Source organism: Microbulbifer maximicatervae (SeqCode) (assembly GCF_052467955.1).
In genome coordinates this window covers 4,091,826-4,109,359 of the sequence record NZ_CP174329.1, presented here as the reverse complement: position 1 = coordinate 4,109,359, position 17,534 = coordinate 4,091,826, and the positions used below count along the sequence as shown (strand labels likewise).

Here is a 17,534-nt window from a genome sequence, read left to right as displayed (position 1 = left end):
TAGCGGTAAAAGTATCTGCTATAGCTGTGTGACCGTAGTGTTCTTTTAGGTGTTTGACTGTCGATTGCCGAATATTTTGTGTTGGGTTTTTAAGTTAGAAGTTGAATAAAAAGTTTGATTTACATGATCCCAGAATTTTTGTTAAAGGTGAGAAAAAAAGCAGACGGTATTCATTGATTGCTCTGAGATTAGAGTGAATGGTTAAATTTTATGGGTTTATATATTAACGGTATGAAAATCGTGATGGTTAGCTATAAGCCGATTGATAAAAAATAACCTTGTCCTTTCGGCACAGTTTTGAGATGAATTTGACGGTAGTATGGTAAGTATCGCCTTCATTACAAAGGTATAAATTAGGGTGAGTGCCTTAAATCCTGAAGTGAATTCTCCAAGATTAATTTCATCTAACTTTCTAGGTTTATATATGCAACTAGCTAATCGTCTTAGTAGGGACATTTGAGGTGTTAGATAATTGCTCCAAAAGTGTAAGGTAAAGCCTTTGTGTGAAATTTAACCTTTAGTGACTGCCTTTTTAATTTTGCGGTATTGGCGCGACTGAAGTTGTGGGGCTTTGCTTCACTATCCGCATTCTGGACTATTAGCGGTATACTGTTTGGAGCTTAGACTTTGTTTAACTCCCAGTGAAAAATGTAAATCCCAGCGAAAAACTCCCATCTCTGATAAAGAATATACTGCAGTCCCACCCTGCCAGCGGCCAGTTGTGGGTTGGGTTTTCTGGTGGTCTGGACTCCACTGTTCTCCTGCACCTTCTGGTAACTTGCCAGGTTCCCGTGCGTGCGCTTCATATTCACCATGGCCTAAATACAAATGCGGACATTTGGCTGGCTCACTGTAAAGAGTTTGCTGAAAATCTGGCAGTACCCTTCACAGCCATTCAGGTTACTGTTGATTACAAAGATGGCGGATTGGAGCAGGGGGCTCGCCGGGCGAGATATGCGGCCTTCAATCAGGTGATGTCCGAAGGTGATCAAATTCTGCTCGGTCACCACGCGGACGACCAAGCTGAGACTTTCCTGCTGCGCTTAATGCGGGGCGCGGGCGTGTTGGGATTGGCCAGCATGTCCGAGAGTCGAACGATCGGAGATAATAAGTACTTACTACGCCCTCTACTCGGAGCGGGGCGAAAAGAGCTAGAGCAGTGGGCTGAGGCTCACGGATTGAGCTGGATTGAAGATGACAGCAATGCGGATGAGGCCTTGGAGCGTAATTTTTTGCGGCATCGAGTTGTGCCACTGCTCAACCAGCGTTGGGGAGTGAGTCGCCAGATCGCTCGGGCAGCTGAGAACCTTAGGGAGTCTGCGGACTTGCTGTCTGAGTTGGCACTTGCTGACCTGGAGGAGGCTGATTTAAAGGTGGAGCGATTTGGCGAAAGTCTGGCCCTGCCTCGCTTCTTCAGCTTTAGCGAGGGGCGCCGTAAAAACCTTATGCGGCATTGGGTATTGCGCCAAGGGGGGCAGCCGCCAGAGTCGGCCCTATTAAATCAGGCGCTTTTCCAGGTGACTCATGCGGCAGAGGATGCACAGCTTGAAGTTAATTTGGGCGGTTGTGTGGTGCGGCGTTTTCGGAATCGCCTTTACCTGACCCCTGAGCTGGCGCCAATTGCCAATAACTCCGATAAAAGTTGGCACTGGGATGGCCGCTCTAATCTGGCTCTGCCAGCGGGTGGCATTCTTAGGCCCTCGTCGGATTGGCCAGTGGACGATTATCGAGTGTGTTATCGCAGAGGAGGGGAGCGTGCGCACCCGGTAAATCGCTCCAGGTCACAAACGCTTAAGAAGCTCTTGCAGGAGTGGGCTCTAGAGCCCTGGCTCAGGGATCGTGTCCCATTGGTATTTTTGGGGGATGATCTGGTGGCTGTCGCGGGGCTCTTTTCATGCAAAGCAGGCTGCGCCATCCCGGATGAACCACCCGGCTGGCGGTTTTTCGATTGAGTGTTAAGGGGGTTTCTGCTACCCTGGCGCCCCGTCTAAAAGGCACCGGGAGAAGCTGGATTATCCGCCCGGGCCAGCCCTGTAAGCTCGACATTCATCGAGCGCTCAACTGACCAAGGTTTTGCATGACGCGCTATATTTTTGTAACTGGTGGCGTGGTTTCCTCGTTGGGGAAAGGTATCGCCTCCGCCTCTTTGGCCGCCATTCTCGAGGCTCGTGGCCTCAAGGTTACCATCCTCAAACTGGACCCCTACATCAACGTAGACCCGGGTACCATGAGCCCCTTCCAGCACGGTGAGGTGTATGTCACCGAGGATGGTGCCGAGACTGACCTGGACCTGGGTCACTACGAACGCTTTATCCGTACCCGGATGTCCAAGCGTAACAACTTCACCACCGGCCGCGTGTACGAGACCGTACTGCGCAAAGAGCGCCGTGGTGACTACTTGGGTGGCACCGTACAGGTGATCCCCCATATTACCGATGAGATCAAGCGCCGCGTTGTAGAAGGTGGCCGCGATGTCGACGTCGCTATTGTTGAAATCGGTGGCACTGTAGGTGATATCGAATCCCAACCGTTCCTGGAATCTGTGCGTCAGCTGCGTGTGGAAATGGGCACCAACCGCGCCCTGTTGATCCACCTGAGCTATGTGCCCTTTCTTGCCACTGCTGGTGAAACCAAGACCAAGCCGACCCAGCACTCTGTTAAAGAGTTGCGTTCTATCGGCTTGCAGCCGGATATTCTGCTGTGCCGTTCCGAGCGTGAGATCGATGAGGACTCCCGCCGCAAGATTGCACTGTTCACCAATGTTGAAGAGCGCGCTGTTGTACCGCTGCCCGATGCCAAGACCATCTATGGCGTACCGCGTCTTCTGCACAGTTACGGCCTCGACGATATCGTTGTGGAAAAACTGCAGCTGGAATGCCAGGCACCAGACCTTTCCGAGTGGGATGAAGTGGTCGATGGCAAGCTGAACCCGCAGCACGAAGTGAAAATTGCCATGGTTGGCAAATACATGGAGTTGCTGGATGCCTATAAGTCCCTGATCGAGTCCCTGACCCACGCGGGTATCAAGCATCGTTGCAAAGTGGATATCGACTTTATCAACGCTGAAGACGTTGAGGGTGAGAACGGCATTGACCTGATCAAGGATGCCGATGCAATCCTGGTTCCCGGTGGATTTGGTGAGCGCGGTTTAGAGGGCAAGCTTGAATCTGTTCGCTACGCTCGTGAAAACAATATCCCTTACCTGGGCATCTGCCTCGGTTTACAGTCTGTGGTTATCGAGTTCGCGCGCAATGTGCTCGGCCTCGAAGGTGCCAACAGTACTGAATTCAATACTAAAACCCCGCACCCGGTTATCGGCCTGATTACAGAGTGGATCGATAGTGAAGGCAATATCGAGAAGCGCGACGAGCAGTCTGACCTGGGGGGCACCATGCGCTTGGGTGGCCAGGAGTGTCGCTTGGCTAAAGATACCAAGGCTCGCGATATCTACGGCGCAGACGTCATTGTAGAGCGTCACCGCCACCGCTACGAAGTGAACAACAACTACGTTGATCGCCTGCAGCAAGCCGGTTTGAAAATTGGCGGCTGGTCTGCAGACGATACCCTGGTAGAAATGGTTGAATTGCCGAACCACCCCTGGTTCGTTGCTTGCCAGTTCCACCCGGAATTTACTTCAACCCCACGCGACGGCCATCCGCTGTTCGAAAGCTTTGTTGCCGCCGCAATGAAGCAGCGTGAAAACCAGGGTTAATCAGTAATCCGCCCCCGGTCTCTGTGACTGGGGGTGAGATGACAGGGAGCTGACAGTGAAAACAATTGAAGTCGGAAATATTCAGGTCGCCAACGATAAGCCCTTTGCGCTGTTTGGCGGTATGAATGTACTGGAATCCCGCGACCTGGCGATGCAGGTGGCTGAGCACTATGTAAAAGTCACTGAAAAACTGGGTATTCCCTATGTTTTTAAAGCGTCTTTTGACAAGGCCAATCGCTCTTCCATCAATTCCTATCGCGGACCGGGAATGGAAGAAGGCCTGAAGATTTTTCAGGAAATCAAAGATACCTTTAAGGTTCCCTTGATTACCGATGTCCACGAAGTACACCAGGCTGCTCCGGTTGCCGAAGTCGTGGATATTATCCAGCTGCCGGCCTTCCTGGCCCGCCAAACTGATCTGGTCGCCGCTATGGCAGCGACTGGTGCAGTGATAAACGTCAAAAAGCCCCAGTTTATGAGCCCGCCGCAAGTGAAAAATGTGGTGGAGAAATTTGCTGAGTGTGGCAACGAAAATATTCTTTTGTGTGAGCGCGGTGCCTGCTTTGGCTACGACAACCTGGTTGTCGATATGCTGGGCTTTAGCACCATGATCAATGCCTCCGGCGGTGCGCCGCTGATTTTTGACGTCACCCACTCACTGCAAATGCGCGATCCTTCCGGTGCAGCTTCTGGTGGTCGCCGCGCACAGGTCACTGAGCTGGGCCGCGCAGGTTTGGCCATCGGTATTGCCGGCCTGTTCCTGGAAGCACACCCGAACCCAGACAAAGCATTGTGTGATGGCCCCAGTGCATTGCCACTGGAAAAGCTGGAGCCATTCCTGGCGCAGATGAAAGCGGTAGATGACCTGATTAAAGGTTTTGAGCCGCTGGATACGAAATAAAAAAGAAATATTTTTGCGCGCCCTGATTGGGCGTGCGGCACTTTCCCCTCTGCTATTTAGCCTGAGTGCTGTAGCAAAAGTGCGTAAAGTCTGATTTACGAAAACCTATTTTCAGTAAGTACCAATACGGAGCCCATTGTAAATGAGCAAGATTGTCGCTGTTAAAGCCTTTGAAGTAATGGATTCTCGCGGTAACCCTACCGTTGAAGCCGATGTAATCCTGGAGGATGGTTCTATTGGCTCCGCCTGCGCCCCCTCCGGTGCCTCTACTGGCTCCCGTGAAGCGCTGGAACTTCGCGATGGCGATAAAAGCCGTTACTTGGGCAAGGGTGTCCTGAAAGCGGTTGAAAATATCAACACTACTATCGCTGACCTGCTCAAGGGTATGGATGCTACTGATCAGCGCGCCCTGGACAAGGCGATGATCGATGCCGACGGCACTGAAAATAAGGCGAACTTCGGCGCCAACGCCATTTTGGCGGTTTCCCTGGCTGCCGCTAAAGCAGCTGCTGCTTCCAAAAAAATCCCTTTGTACCAGCACATTGCTGAGGTAAACGGCACTCCGGGCGAGTACTCCATGCCGGTACCGATGATGAATATCCTTAATGGCGGCGAACACGCTGACAACAATGTGGATATCCAGGAATTTATGGTTCAGCCGGTTAAGGCTGAATCTTTTGCTGAAGCTCTGCGCCAAGGTGCTGAGATCTTCCACTCCCTGAAAAAAGTACTGTCCAGCAACAGCCTGAACACTGCAGTTGGCGATGAAGGAGGCTTTGCTCCGAACCTGCCTTCCAACGAAGCGGCACTGAAAGTCATCGCTGAAGCGGTAGAAAAGGCCGGTTACACCCTGGGCGATGACATTACCCTGGCTCTGGACTGCGCTTCTTCCGAGTTCTACAAAGATGGCAAGTACGATCTGGCTGGCGAAGGCAAGCAGTTCGATAGCGAAGGTTTTGCCAGCTACCTGGCCGATCTGTCCGCCAACTATCCGATCCTGTCTATCGAAGACGGTATGGACGAGAGTGATTGGGACGGTTGGAAAGTTCTCACCGACAAAATTGGTGAAAAAGTACAGCTGGTAGGCGACGACTTGTTCGTAACCAACACCAAGATCCTGAAAGAAGGTATCGAGAAAGGTGTCGGTAACTCTATCTTGATCAAGTTCAACCAGATCGGCTCCCTGTCCGAGACTCTGGATGCGATCAAAATGGCTAAAGATGCGGGCTATACCGCTGTGATCTCCCACCGCTCCGGTGAGACCGAAGATACCACTATTGCGGATCTGGCGGTTGCGACTGCTGCTGGTCAAATCAAGACCGGTTCCCTTTGCCGTTCAGACCGCGTAGCCAAGTACAACCGTCTGCTGCGCATCGAAGCTGAGCTGAATGGCTCCGCTCCTTATCGCGGCCGCGCTGAATTCAAGTAATCTATTATTTGAATTAGCGTGCAAGTACTACAAAGAGGGGCCAGCCCCTCTTTGTAGTACTATAAATACGAACAAGCGAAATATCGTAATCTCGTATGAAATGGCTGCTGGCAATACTCACCATTATGCTCCTCGCCACCCAGTACCGATTTTGGGTTGGTGAAGGTAGTCTCGCCGAAGTTACCCGTCTCAAGCGTCAATTAGCCCAACAGCAAGAAAAAAATATCGCGCTGGTGCGGGAAAACCGTCAACTGTTTAGGGAAGTCCGCAGTTTGAAAGTTGGCACTGATGGTGTGGAAGCGAAAGCCCGTTATGACCTGGGACTGATCAAGGAAGGGGAAACACTGTTTATCTTCCTGGATAAGGAAGAGGCTGAAAATTGATTAAGGATTATTGGGTCATTGTACCCGCTGCCGGCGTTGGCAAACGTATGGGGGCTGATCGCCCGAAACAGTACCTGCCATTGCTCGGGCGTCCACTGCTATCTCTGACTTTAAAAAATATTCTTGGGTGGCCGGGTTTGGCCGGTGTTGTAGTATCGCTGTCGGAGCAGGATACCTACTTCCCCCACCTGAAAGAAGCAAACCACCCCCTGGTACACACAGTTATTGGTGGAGCCGAGAGAGCGGACTCCGTTCAGGCCGCCCTGGATTTCCTGGCGGAGCGAGAAAGCGGCGATACTCCGGTTTTAGTCCACGATGCTGCACGACCCTGTGTGTCTGAGCGCGATATTTGCGCTTTACTCAGTGACGAAGTCTCACCGATGGCACTTTTGGCGCGCCCTGCGAGCGACACATTAAAGCGCAGTCATGTGAATGGCGGCGTAGCCTGTGTGGAAGAAACGGTTGACCGCGAAAGTATTTGGTTGGCGCAAACCCCACAACGTGCCCCTCTCAGCACTTTGCACTCATGCCTTGGTAAAGCCCTGGAGCAAGGGGTCGCTGTAACCGATGAAGCCAGCGCACTGGAGTTTTTTGGCCATTCACCGCAATTGGTTGCGGGTGATAGTGACAATATTAAAGTGACGCACCCCGCCGATATCATAATTGCAGAAACTATTTTACGTCTGCGCTACTCCCCGACTGAGGATAAGCGATAGTGAGTTTTCGAATAGGCCAGGGCTTTGATGTGCACGCATTTGGCCCTGGTGATTATGTAGTGCTCGGAGGAGTACAAATCCCCTATGGGTATGGTTTGGTAGCTCATTCTGATGGGGATGTTTTACTGCACGCCCTATCGGATGCCTTACTGGGTGCTCTGGCCCTGGGAGATATCGGTAAACACTTTCCCGATAACGATGAACAATTTGCCGGAGCGGATAGTAGAAACCTGCTTCGACATGTTGTTGGATTAATCGATAGTAAAGGGTATCGCCTGGTTAATGCGGATATGACGTTGATTGCCCAGGCCCCCAAAATGGCTCCGCATATCGATGGAATGCGAGTCAATATTGCCGCTGACTGTGGTGTTGATTGCGATGCGGTCAGTGTCAAAGCAACCACTACAGAAAAGCTTGGATTTACTGGTCGCGGTGAGGGTATCGCCGCGCAAGCTACTGTTTTATTAGAGCGCAAAGATGTCTGAAGTTTGGAACCTGGATTGGCCCCGAGCGCTTGGGGGTGCGGTAATTTCTGGCGATTTTCGCACAGAACCAGAAGATTTTATTGTCGATGAACTGGCTATGCCGCCGGCTGATAAAGATGGCGAGCATGTTTACTTGCAGGTTAAAAAGCGCGGGGCAAATACCGCCTGGGTTGCCAAGGAATTGGCGAAGTTAGCTGGGGTGCAAAGCCGGGATGTCAGCTTTTATGGCTTGAAAGACCGACATGCTGTTACCACTCAATGGTTCAGTGTATGGCTCGGACAAAAGCCAGAAGCAGACTGGTCGCAAATTAACAGCGATGAGATTTCATTGCTCCAGGCCTTCCGGGGACCACGCAAGTTGCGTCGTGGCGAGCATATGGGGAATCGCTTCAAGATTCGTCTGCGCAATGTAGAAGGTGATCGGGACAAAGCAGAAGAAGTACTTCAGCTGATTCCCAAAGGGGTGCCCAATTACTTCGGTGAACAGCGCTTTGGGATTGATGGCAATAACCTTAGCTTGGCAAAAAACTTAGCTGAAGAAGACGGTCGCTGCCGCAAAAGCGAAAAGGCCTTCGCCATGTCTGCTGCCCGTAGCTGGCTGTTCAATCAGGTTTTGGCTGAACGAGTCAACACCGGAACCTGGCAGAGCCCCCTCGTTGGAGAGCCTGAAGATTACCCAACCGGGCCTCTTTGGGGGCGTGGCAGAAACCTGTCAACGGATGCCCTGGGGCAGTTGGAAGAGCAAGTGCTGTCTCCGTGGCAGCCTTGGTGCAACTGGCTGGAGCACTGCGGTCTTAGCCAGGAGCGCCGGGCCATGATTTTATCCCCGGAGGCGTTTCGCTATGAGTGGGAAGGTGATCATTTAATCGTCGAATTTGCCTTGCCACCGGGTACTTTTGCTACGGCTTTGCTACGGGAGATAGCTCAGCTGGTCAATGTTAAACAGTGCACATAAAATTTTAGGTGACTGGCACTGTTGCACAAATCATGGACAAGAAAAGAATATGGATCGCTTGAGACAAGAAGGTCTGGGGATGACTTCCCAGCGAACCCGTAATCGCTTGATCCAGCGATTGCGGGAAGAGGGGATATCCAACGAGGAGGTACTGGATGTAATGGCATCTACGCCTCGACACCTCTTTTTGGATGAGGCCCTGGCTATTCGGGCTTATGAAGATACTGCTTTGCCCATAGGGTATGGCCAAACTATTTCCCAGCCATACATTGTCGCCCGTATGACTGAACTCTTACTGAGTAGAGCCAAGTCTCTACACCGGGTTCTGGAAGTGGGTACGGGCTCTGGCTACCAAACGGCCATTCTTGCTCGCTTGGTTGAACAACTTTATTCCGTCGAGCGTGTCGAACCTCTATTGGAAACCGCTCGCCATCGGTTGGGGGAGCTGGGTTATAGCAATGTAGAGTACAAGCTCAGCAATGGGGGCTTTGGTTGGAAAGAAGAGGGTCCTTACGATGCTATCCTGGCTGCAGCAGCACCCGCAATGATTCCTGATGAGCTGCGAGAACAGCTGGCTCCCAATGGGGTTTTGGTAATTCCGGTGGGGGCTGAGCAGCAATACCTGACGATGGTGACCCGTCGTGAGGATAGTAATAAGTTTGATGTGGAAAAGTTGGAAGCGGTACGTTTCGTGCCTTTACTCGGTGGCGTGGTTCGATGAGATTTACTGAGGTTCTAAAAAGTCGCTACCCCGGAGTACTTCTGCGGGGAATGGCAATGGGGGCTGCCGATGTGGTGCCCGGTGTTTCCGGGGGAACTATTGCCTTTATTACCGGCATCTACCAGGAGCTTTTGGACTCCCTCAGTCGAATAGGCCCGCATTGTATTACAGTGTGGCGGAAGGAGGGGTTTCTACCCGCTTGGCGCTATATTAATGGGAGCTTTCTTCTCTCTCTTTTCCTTGGGGTATTGTTGAGCGTTTTTAGCTTGGCCCACCTGATTAGTGGCTTACTGCAAAATTATCCAATTGTTGTGTGGTCTTTCTTTTTCGGTTTGGTTCTCGCCTCAATTGTTCCCATTGTGAGAAATATCCCCCGGTGGTCGCCATCTGTTTTGGTTTTTCTAGCACTGGGTATTGCGCTTGCAGTAACAGTGAGTGAGATGCGGCCTTCGGAGATACCGGCAACTCCACTTACGCTGTTTTTATCAGGTGCTTTGGCAATATGTGCGATGGCACTGCCGGGAATTTCCGGCGCTTTCCTACTGTTATTAATCGGGATATACCCCAAGGTTTTAGCTGCAGTTCATGAACTCCAAATTTCAAACCTATTGTGCTTTGCGGCAGGGGCGGCAATAGGGCTGATGCTCTTCAGTCGCTTGTTGTCTTGGCTGATGCACAAATATGTAGCCAGGACATTGGCATTTCTTGCCGGGGTTTTGTTGGGTAGTTTGAAGATTATTTGGCCCTGGAAACTGCCAATGTCTGGGGAAATCGAAGCATCAAGCAAATTGGCCCCTTTGCTATCCAACACTTCTCCGCTAACTTATGTCGAGCAAACCGGCGACAGTGCTCATTTGGGGGGCGCAATTGTTGCGGCTCTAGTGGCAGCGCTCTTAGTTCTCGCTGTAGACTTCTTTGGCAAGGTGCACAGAGAGAAGTCTTGCGCCACTCCGCAATAAGATCTGGAAAATCTCGGTATGGCAGCGTTTTATCAAACTTTTTCAGAGATTTTTGGAGCTTTTCTTTAGACACTTTTTCCATAAATGCCGTGGTCTGATGTAAAAAGAGAATAATGGAATGTCATCTTTTGCAACCTCTTGAGCGCCGATGTTGGCGGAACAAACTCCCTAAAATCGGTCATTGTTTGTGGGGGGTGTTTAAAATATTAGGCTTGCTGGTTCTGCTGCAGGCCGTTTCCTCCTGTTCCAGCCATAAGGCTCCCTCAAGCTCCCTACGCCAGCCTCCGAGTATCAAAATTACCCACCACACGGTTGGTAAAGGGGATACCCTTTATTCGATAGCCTGGCGTTACGGCAAGGATTTTCGCCAATTGGCGGCGATAAATGGTATCCGCTCCCCTTATCAAATATATCCTGGGCAGAGAATCAGGCTGACGGGCTCAGTGCCAACCAAGAGCACTGCCAGCACGCAAAAGAAGCAAAAAGCGCCAGTCGCAAGAGCTAAACCGAAAACAACACAAACGACCACTGCTAAAAAATCTTTAACACCAAGCCCAAAGCGCCAATCAACAGCATCTCGCCGGAGCGGATCGGTCAACTGGCGCTGGCCCGCCAAGGGGAAAGTGATTAGTCACTTCCGCTCTGGGGACCCATTGCGTAAGGGAGTTGATATCGCGGGTGAAAAGGGTGAGTCTGTACTGGCAGCGGCTGATGGCACCGTGATCTACGCAGGAAGCGCCTTGAGAGGTTATGGAAAGCTGCTGATCGTCAAGCACAACGAGGTTTACCTCAGTGCCTATGCACACAATCACCGGTTGCTCGTAAAGGAGGGCAGCAGGGTAAAGGCGGGGCAAAGGATAGCGGAACTGGGTTCGAGTGGTACCGACCGCAACAAGCTCCACTTTGAGATTCGCAAAAACGGTCAGCCAGTAGACCCTCTTGCCTACTTACCGTAAGTTCACGGCCGCAGTAAAGCTCTGCAAATAAAAATGGACTTTTAACTAGTACCACTTGAGGTAGTCACTGTAATCGTGGCCATCCCAGGGTCAGCCGATTCAGTGGCTGTCGCCACATACCTGTGGCATTGATAGTTGTGTTATCAATGTCCGAGTGTGTTGTGCGGCTGAAATTGGCAAAGTACAAGGAGCAGGGGAAATGGAAGCACAACGGCAAGACCAGTCTATGGCTGGCCAGGCAGAAGACTTTCCTCCTGAGTTAGACGTTGAAAATGATGAGCAGAAATTAGGTTCAACTGAAGCAGGTGTTAGTCGCACGCGGAAATCTGCGGCTAAAAAGAGTTCCGCACCCTCCCAGGCAGAGAAAAGTAGAGTTTGTAGATTGGATGGCGATGGCCATTTGCAGAAAAATCTCGACGCTACTCAACTCTATCTCAATGAAATTGGATTCTCCCCCCTATTGACCGCAGAAGAAGAGGTGTATTACGCGCGCAAGGCTTTGCGTGGAGATGCTGCGGCAAGAAAACGAATGATCGAGAGCAATCTTCGCCTTGTTGTAAAGATTGCTCGCCGCTACGTTAGCCGAGGTTTGGCACTGCTGGACCTTATTGAGGAAGGCAATCTGGGCCTGATTCGAGCAGTTGAGAAGTTTGATCCAGAGAGAGGTTTTCGCTTTTCCACTTACGCCACCTGGTGGATACGTCAGACGATAGAACGGGCCATAATGAATCAGACCCGGACCATACGCCTGCCCATCCATGTCGTGAAAGAGTTAAACGTGTACTTGCGTGCATCTCGAGAGTTGGCGCAAAAGCTGGATCACGAGCCATCCGCAGAAGAAATTGCGACCCTCCTTGAGAAGCCAGTCGAAGATGTCGAGCGTATGCTGGGGCTCAATGAGCGGGTTACTTCTGTAGATACTCCCATTGGGCCCTCTTCTGAGAAGACCTTGGTAGATACCATCCCCGATCAGCAGGAATCTGACCCAGCAGAGCTTTTACAGGACAGGGACCTTTTTGACAGCATCAACCGCTGGTTGGGAGAGTTACCTGACAAACAGTGTGAAGTGGTCTCTAGGCGGTTTGGTTTGCGCGGTTTTGAAGCGAGCACCCTGGAAGAAGTAGGGCGTGAAATCGGTCTCACCAGGGAGCGGGTCAGGCAGATACAGGTGGATGCACTGAAACGTTTAAGAGAGGTTATGGAGAAGCAGGGGCTCGACGGGCATTCACTATTTGGCAATTTGTAGCCTCTACTCCTTGATAATACCCCACTGCCAGTTTCTGGCTGTGGGGTTTTTTATCATCTCTTCTTGCTGAGCTGAAGTCTTCGGGCTATGAGTTACTTCCTTACCCAGCGTCCCAGGTTGTCCTGGTAGTATTCTCCGGGTGACAAGCGGGCTTCCAACTTTTCAGCGGCGCGTGTTGCCACCTGGGCTATATCAATTTTATTGCGCTCAGCGATTCGAGCGTAAGCAGCTTTTCGCTTGGCATTCACTTCTTTGACCAGTTTTTCCAGTTCTGGTGAGCTGGCATCTACGATAGCGATGTATCCGCTATTGGCTTCACCAACCAGGCCCTTACTTTTGGCTTCATTTAGGGAAATTGCCATTGCAGGCAGGGCGATTAATAAGCTCAGTGCCAAAAAGGCTTTCATTAATGTCTTCATATTTGCCTCCTTAGAAAATCCCTTCCTTGTCTTCAAACAGGTTGTCCAGGTCCTTGTCGACCTTGACCCGAATTTCGTGCTCAATTTTCACATTCAGGTTTACTGTAATTGGCTCACTGGGAGCCTTTACCGCTACAGTGGGTGTACACCCTGTAGCAACCATAGCGTATAGCAGCCCCATAGGAATCAGTCGGCTGGCTTTCATCTGACACTCCTCACAGTACCTCTTTGGTACCCTTTTACTTTTTGTACCTAGCCCGTGTTACCTGCCTGGTTCAGCAGGTGAGTTGGATGCCGGCAGACCCAAGTATTTTATTGAGTCAACCTTAACCGGTGATGAACCAAGCAGGCTTGTACATACCAATAAAGGCTACTTCACTCCTGACCTATTGGTCCAGCTGCTTTTCTAGGGTTTCAGTCAAATCACGACTGGCTTGCAATGAGCGCAACATGTCTGGGATATTGTTTTCAAGGTTCAGGTTGATCACCAGGTCTCGATCAGAATCGATAGCCTCACTTCGCCCAACCAGCTTTAGCTGTAGTTGGAGATCTCCGCTGGCTGGATAGTCTATGCTGCCTTCCAGTGTTTGAAACTCATAATCTTCCAATGCATTGGCTATCAACTTGAGTTGAGGGTTGCTTGCCAGCATCTGCGGAGAAAAGGCTCCGTAGTAGCGCAAGCGTCCGCCTGGAGCTTCACCCTGAAGGTGACCGGCTTCCACAGTGATACCCTCAGGCCCCGTTACAATGGGGATTTCTAAATTAATTAGCCCGCTGGCCTCAAAGTTCTCTGAGTCCGTCTCCTGTGCTAAAGCCTCTAGAGAAATACCTTGTGCATGTACAATGCTTTTTCGAGTCTCTTCAGCGAGATTCCAAATAAGGGCTGATGAAGTAACCTTGCCTTGCAAAAAGTCAGCAGAAAAATTATGCAATGTAATATCTTTCTGTTTATCCAGTTGCAGTGATAACTGGATATTTTTTACTGGTAAACCCGCGTTAATAGATTCTATCGATAGTGAGTATGGTGTAGGTGTGATCCAGTGCCCATCTTCGTTTTCTACTTTTAGATCTCCACTGATTCCGGTGGCAAAACTATCCTTATAGGTTGCTGCAATATCGTCCAATGAAACATGGATACTATCTTTGGACCGGGGGGGCAAAGACACAGAACCACCGGCAGAAAGTCTGCCCGAGACGATATTGAGGGGAAGCCCCTGGATCGTATCGTTTAGAGAGCGATCCGTACTAAAGGTAACTTCAGGAACGGAAAATTCAACTCCACCTGAGGATTTTGATAAGTCGTAAGAGCCGCTTAAATCAATTTTAATTGCACCTGCTTTAATTTGACTATGACTTGTATGGTTGTTCTTGCCCGATTCTGATGTTGAAAATCCTTTTCGTTAACGGGTAAATTGAGACCCACCTTCGGCGGCCACCGAAGGCCTTGTTTATCACAGTTCGCTGCTTGGCTGGTTCGTAAAAGACCGATAACAAGTATGAACGTGATAAGCACTCACTAGGCATAACTCGGATAGTCATGTGGGCCTCGAGCCCGAATAGCAAGGCGGAGATAGCTTATCTTATGGAACCTCAAGAGATCAATGTCGGTATCGATACCAGCAGTAAACAACTCGATATTTATGTGAGACCTACTGGCCAGTTCTTTAGTGTTGCCAATGATAAAAATGGCATTAAAGATGCCATTAAACAACTACAACCTCTTAAACCTCAAAGAGTATTAATAGAGTCTACGGGAAGGCTCGAGTTAGAGTTTGTTTGCGCCGCCGACAAAGCCGGATTACCTATTGTTGTTTGCAATCCGTCGCAGATAAGGAGCTTCGCTAAATCCGCAGGGCGCCTCGCCAAAACTGACAAGCTAGATGCAATGGATATTGCACATTTTGGTGAGGCCATGAAGCCAGGGCTGTCGGTGCCAAAACCAGAAAAACTTAGGGAGATCAGTGACTTACTGGCGGTAAGAAGTCAGTGTTTAGAGATGAGTACAATGCAAAAGAATCGGCTTCAGAGAATGCCGAAATCAGTACACAAACCTATACAGACCATTCTAAACACCATCAAGAAAGAGCTACAAGGTATCGACAAGCAACTGGATAAACTGGTTAACAGTGTGTCCGAGTGGCGGCAAAGGCGTGACCTATTGTTGAGTGCCAAAGGGGTCGGAAATGTATTGGCCTATACGTTAATGAGTGAACTTCCTGAGCTAGGACAATTGAACCGTAAAGAAATCGCTGCACTTGTCGGTATCGCCCCGATGAACCGTGATAGCGGCAACTTCCAGGGCAAACGATATATTCGAGGTGGAAGGCATCGCGTACGCACGGTTCTTTTTGTTTCCATCATGTCGGCCATACAACATCATCCCAAACTAAAGCCCATGTATAAGCGATTAGTCGACGCTGGCAAACCTAAAAAGGTTGCTCTGGTTGCCTGCATGAGAAAGCAGATTACGATCCTGAATACAATGGTGAAAAACAACACCTACTGGGATGAAAGTATGGCTTAAAAACTTGACGAGTAACCATAGTCACTTGTTAGCTTATTGTGTTGCAGGGATAGCTTGCCTTTGGCTGAAGAGTTAACCTTGTACTTTTCCGATGTCTCAATCTCTAAATTGTTACTATTAAATTCACTGTCCAGCGCTGCAGCACCATTTTTGATGGTAACGATACTATCAAGAAAATTGAGGTCTCCAGAAAGGGAAAATTGCTCGGTGTTGATAATTCCAAACTGACTGCTTATTTCTGGGAGAGTGCAGATTGTAGGTTCTGTTACTTCGCAGTGTACTGTTGGTATATCTAAGTTTACTCTGTCAGCCGCCAATGTTTTGGTTGCTATTTTTTCTCCAGATACTTTAATGCTCTCTAGCGTGAATTTTTGACCTTTAAGATTGCTTTCAATCTTTGCCTTGGCCGTTGAGCTCAGATTGGTAACTGCTAATTCTCTGGCCCGCTCATAAAGTTGGGGTACCTTTGTCTTCAGCTCAAAGTTACAGGCACTGATATCAGAGAAGTGACATTGTATGCCGCTAGCGGTTAACTGTACTGTCGAGTCCCCATTGGAGCCTTGTATTGTTGCAGTTAGAGATCCTTGTTCGACCTCAATATCTCTTTTGTTGGGATTGGTCAGGTCACCTGTAATGGAGATAAGATCTTTAATGCTTGCCTGAATCTTGCTTTGATGTAATCCGGTAGTAATTAAAGGCGAGTTTTTCCCTGATGTGGGAGCTGAAATATCCAATTGAATAGTTTGGTTTGGTATTAATTCTAATTGAAAGCTATTTACTTCTGGAGAGTTAATATTGTTAAGCGAACTTAGTTGAAGTTTACCCTTAAATGCCACATCTCCATTAACACTATCTATAGGTAGTGCTGGCAAGTGCCTGAGATATAGGGGGGAATTAACTATAGTATTTGCACTTGTTAGATGAAAAGTACCTTCGATATCTAATTCGGGAGATGTCGTCGATGTGCTCGAGCTAAAGTCCGCACTTAATAGCGGGGTATTGGTGTTTTTATCAGTACCTAAAGCTATATCAAGCTCGCCACTCCCCTTGATATGTCGAGGTTTAAATGGAAATAGTGATTCAAGTGTTATTTTTATTGGATTGCTTATAGATAATTGGGCTTTTATATTGGAGTTTAGTTGAGCGTATGGGATTGTGGCCTTTAGGTTATTGCCATTAAGTTGAATGTCAATTTCTCGGTAGCTTGAAATGGATAGCAGATTGTCTGGCAAGCTAATCGCGGTGGTAGCTATAATTTTGCCTGATACTGTCGGCTTAGTTGTAGAGCTAGCTTTAGGTTCAAATATCTCTATCAGTGGGGCTATAGATTCCAGCTCTGATACAAGTTCACTGTTTAAAACCCATGTGTCAGTTTCTAGTTTAGCAATAGTTATATCAGATTCAGACAGAATCTTTGAGTTGTTAGTTAGTATTCTGGGTTTTAGTTTGATTTCTGACAAACCTAAAAAAGCCTCAAAATATAAATTAATCTCGCCAAACTGGGGGTGTTTAAGGGGAGTTTCGGCATGAATTTTTGTGTTGTCGCGAGCTATATTTAGTGGGCCGCCAATCAATTGGCCATCGAGTACTATTTGCTTAACGGATATCTTGCCTGGCAAAAAGCGGGTTAGACTTTGGCTTAGGGCACTTAACGATAATGTATTACTTGTCTTGACATTATTTTCCGGGAGCTGCTCGTTGATATGGGCTTTGGTAACGATATCTTCAGCTTCCATGCTCCTGGTTAGCTTCTCTATTGATAGTTCAATTTTTTGAGTGTTATCTCGGTCATAAATAATATGGAAAGGATAGACAATTTTTACTCCCTCAAGGAGGATAATGCTATTTACACTGGACTTTAGGCGAACTTCCTGGATCGAAACTTCTTTAAAACCCAGTCGTAGTCCTGTCAGCTCCTGAATAACTACCTCTCCTGAGAAAATATTGATTAGCTGAGAAGCAACGATATCCTTTTTCCACCAGCTAGCTGCTATGAGCGCAGCTAAAAAACAAGATAGGGTTATGATGGATATACGGAGTTTACGCACACTGAACCTCGGAGTTCTCGCAAGAGATTAGTTCAAACTTAAATCTATTATTCGTTACAAAAGGGCGGAGTAGGAATACT

General features: G+C 49.0%; 17 protein-coding genes. 13 read left to right on the top strand and 4 right to left on the bottom strand.

Annotation, left to right across the window (positions count from 1 at the left end; translation table 11 throughout):
- Positions 1-641: 641 nt before the first annotated feature.
- The 12 genes from tilS to rpoS all read left to right on the top strand — a co-directional run bounded on the left by tilS (position 642) and on the right by rpoS (position 12,463).
- Complete coding sequence (gene tilS, locus ACJJI5_RS17685; protein ID WP_445354784.1) at positions 642-1,952, top strand: tRNA lysidine(34) synthetase TilS; 1,311 nt, start codon at positions 642-644, stop codon at positions 1,950-1,952.
- A gap of 125 nt (positions 1,953-2,077) precedes the next feature.
- Positions 2,078-3,712, top strand: a complete 1,635-nt coding sequence (gene pyrG, locus ACJJI5_RS17680; RefSeq protein WP_252085084.1) for a CTP synthase — start codon at positions 2,078-2,080, stop codon at positions 3,710-3,712.
- Positions 3,713-3,767: 55 nt separating this feature from the next.
- Positions 3,768-4,613 carry a 3-deoxy-8-phosphooctulonate synthase gene (kdsA, locus tag ACJJI5_RS17675; RefSeq protein ID WP_413664888.1) on the top strand — a complete coding sequence of 282 codons (846 nt, stop codon included), beginning with the start codon at positions 3,768-3,770 and terminating at the stop codon, positions 4,611-4,613.
- A gap of 142 nt (positions 4,614-4,755) precedes the next feature.
- The gene (eno, locus tag ACJJI5_RS17670; RefSeq protein WP_444898143.1) at positions 4,756-6,042 is read left to right on the top strand and encodes a phosphopyruvate hydratase; all 1,287 of its coding nucleotides are present in this window, start codon (positions 4,756-4,758) and stop codon (positions 6,040-6,042) included.
- A gap of 95 nt (positions 6,043-6,137) precedes the next feature.
- Complete coding sequence (locus ACJJI5_RS17665; protein ID WP_445354783.1) at positions 6,138-6,425, top strand: septum formation initiator family protein; 288 nt, start codon at positions 6,138-6,140, stop codon at positions 6,423-6,425.
- A complete protein-coding gene (gene ispD / locus ACJJI5_RS17660; RefSeq protein ID WP_445354782.1) occupies positions 6,422-7,141 on the top strand; it encodes a 2-C-methyl-D-erythritol 4-phosphate cytidylyltransferase in 720 nt (239 codons plus the stop codon). The genes ACJJI5_RS17665 and ispD overlap by 4 nt, the downstream gene beginning before the upstream one ends.
- Positions 7,141-7,626, top strand: coding sequence for a 2-C-methyl-D-erythritol 2,4-cyclodiphosphate synthase (ispF, locus tag ACJJI5_RS17655; protein ID WP_445354781.1), 486 nt, complete (start codon positions 7,141-7,143; stop codon positions 7,624-7,626). Before ispD ends, ispF begins: the two co-directional genes overlap by 1 nt.
- Positions 7,619-8,581 carry a tRNA pseudouridine(13) synthase TruD gene (truD, locus tag ACJJI5_RS17650; RefSeq protein ID WP_282931809.1) on the top strand — a complete coding sequence of 321 codons (963 nt, stop codon included), beginning with the start codon at positions 7,619-7,621 and terminating at the stop codon, positions 8,579-8,581. Before ispF ends, truD begins: the two co-directional genes overlap by 8 nt.
- A 49-nt stretch (positions 8,582-8,630) precedes the next feature.
- Positions 8,631-9,302, top strand: a complete 672-nt coding sequence (locus ACJJI5_RS17645) for a protein-L-isoaspartate(D-aspartate) O-methyltransferase (protein ID WP_444927127.1) — start codon at positions 8,631-8,633, stop codon at positions 9,300-9,302.
- Positions 9,299-10,261 (top strand): DUF368 domain-containing protein, encoded by a 963-nt coding sequence (locus tag ACJJI5_RS17640; RefSeq protein WP_445354780.1) that lies wholly within the window; start codon positions 9,299-9,301, stop codon positions 10,259-10,261. The genes ACJJI5_RS17645 and ACJJI5_RS17640 overlap by 4 nt, the downstream gene beginning before the upstream one ends.
- A 194-nt stretch (positions 10,262-10,455) precedes the next feature.
- Positions 10,456-11,217: a peptidoglycan DD-metalloendopeptidase family protein gene (locus ACJJI5_RS17635; RefSeq protein ID WP_445354779.1), complete on the top strand. Its 762-nt coding sequence runs from the start codon at positions 10,456-10,458 to the stop codon at positions 11,215-11,217.
- A gap of 199 nt (positions 11,218-11,416) precedes the next feature.
- The gene (gene rpoS, locus ACJJI5_RS17630) at positions 11,417-12,463 is read left to right on the top strand and encodes an RNA polymerase sigma factor RpoS (RefSeq protein ID WP_413664895.1); all 1,047 of its coding nucleotides are present in this window, start codon (positions 11,417-11,419) and stop codon (positions 12,461-12,463) included.
- Positions 12,464-12,555: 92 nt separating this feature from the next.
- On the opposite strand, the gene ACJJI5_RS17625 is transcribed toward rpoS, so the two are convergent.
- The 3 genes from ACJJI5_RS17625 to ACJJI5_RS17615 all read right to left on the bottom strand — a co-directional run bounded on the left by ACJJI5_RS17625 (position 12,556) and on the right by ACJJI5_RS17615 (position 14,204).
- Positions 12,556-12,882: a YdbL family probable chaperone protein gene (locus tag ACJJI5_RS17625; protein ID WP_282931814.1), complete on the bottom strand. Its 327-nt coding sequence runs from the start codon at positions 12,880-12,882 to the stop codon at positions 12,556-12,558.
- Positions 12,883-12,892: 10 nt separating this feature from the next.
- Positions 12,893-13,087, bottom strand: a complete 195-nt coding sequence (locus ACJJI5_RS17620) for a YnbE family lipoprotein (protein WP_282931815.1) — start codon at positions 13,085-13,087, stop codon at positions 12,893-12,895.
- A gap of 181 nt (positions 13,088-13,268) precedes the next feature.
- Positions 13,269-14,204, bottom strand: a complete 936-nt coding sequence (locus ACJJI5_RS17615; RefSeq protein ID WP_445356327.1) for an intermembrane phospholipid transport protein YdbH family protein — start codon at positions 14,202-14,204, stop codon at positions 13,269-13,271.
- A 260-nt stretch (positions 14,205-14,464) separates the two neighbouring features.
- Here ACJJI5_RS17615 and ACJJI5_RS17610 point away from each other — a divergent pair, with 260 nt between their 5' ends.
- Entirely contained in the window at positions 14,465-15,406 is a 942-nt protein-coding gene (locus ACJJI5_RS17610; protein ID WP_445354646.1) for an IS110 family RNA-guided transposase, read from the top strand.
- Here the strand turns inward: ACJJI5_RS17610 and ACJJI5_RS17605 are convergent.
- Positions 15,403-17,454, bottom strand: a complete 2,052-nt coding sequence (locus ACJJI5_RS17605) for a hypothetical protein (RefSeq protein ID WP_445354778.1) — start codon at positions 17,452-17,454, stop codon at positions 15,403-15,405. The genes ACJJI5_RS17610 and ACJJI5_RS17605 overlap by 4 nt on opposite strands.
- Positions 17,455-17,534: the final 80 nt, after the last annotated feature.

What these genes read in the sequence shown, in the direction of transcription:
- pyrG (WP_252085084.1), top strand. Translation starts at nt 2,078, where the DNA reads ATGACGCGCTATATTTTTGTAACTGGTGGCGTGGTTTCCTCGTTGGGG.
- eno (WP_444898143.1), top strand. Translation starts at nt 4,756, where the DNA reads ATGAGCAAGATTGTCGCTGTTAAAGCCTTTGAAGTAATGGATTCTCGC.
- ACJJI5_RS17665 (WP_445354783.1), top strand. Translation starts at nt 6,138, where the DNA reads ATGAAATGGCTGCTGGCAATACTCACCATTATGCTCCTCGCCACCCAG.
- truD (WP_282931809.1), top strand. Translation starts at nt 7,619, where the DNA reads ATGTCTGAAGTTTGGAACCTGGATTGGCCCCGAGCGCTTGGGGGTGCG.
- ACJJI5_RS17645 (WP_444927127.1), top strand. Translation starts at nt 8,631, where the DNA reads ATGGATCGCTTGAGACAAGAAGGTCTGGGGATGACTTCCCAGCGAACC.
- ACJJI5_RS17640 (WP_445354780.1), top strand. Translation starts at nt 9,299, where the DNA reads ATGAGATTTACTGAGGTTCTAAAAAGTCGCTACCCCGGAGTACTTCTG.
- rpoS (WP_413664895.1), top strand. Translation starts at nt 11,417, where the DNA reads ATGGAAGCACAACGGCAAGACCAGTCTATGGCTGGCCAGGCAGAAGAC.
- ACJJI5_RS17625 (WP_282931814.1), bottom strand. Translation starts at nt 12,882, where the DNA reads ATGAAGACATTAATGAAAGCCTTTTTGGCACTGAGCTTATTAATCGCC.
- ACJJI5_RS17620 (WP_282931815.1), bottom strand. Translation starts at nt 13,087, where the DNA reads ATGAAAGCCAGCCGACTGATTCCTATGGGGCTGCTATACGCTATGGTT.
- ACJJI5_RS17610 (WP_445354646.1), top strand. Translation starts at nt 14,465, where the DNA reads ATGGAACCTCAAGAGATCAATGTCGGTATCGATACCAGCAGTAAACAA.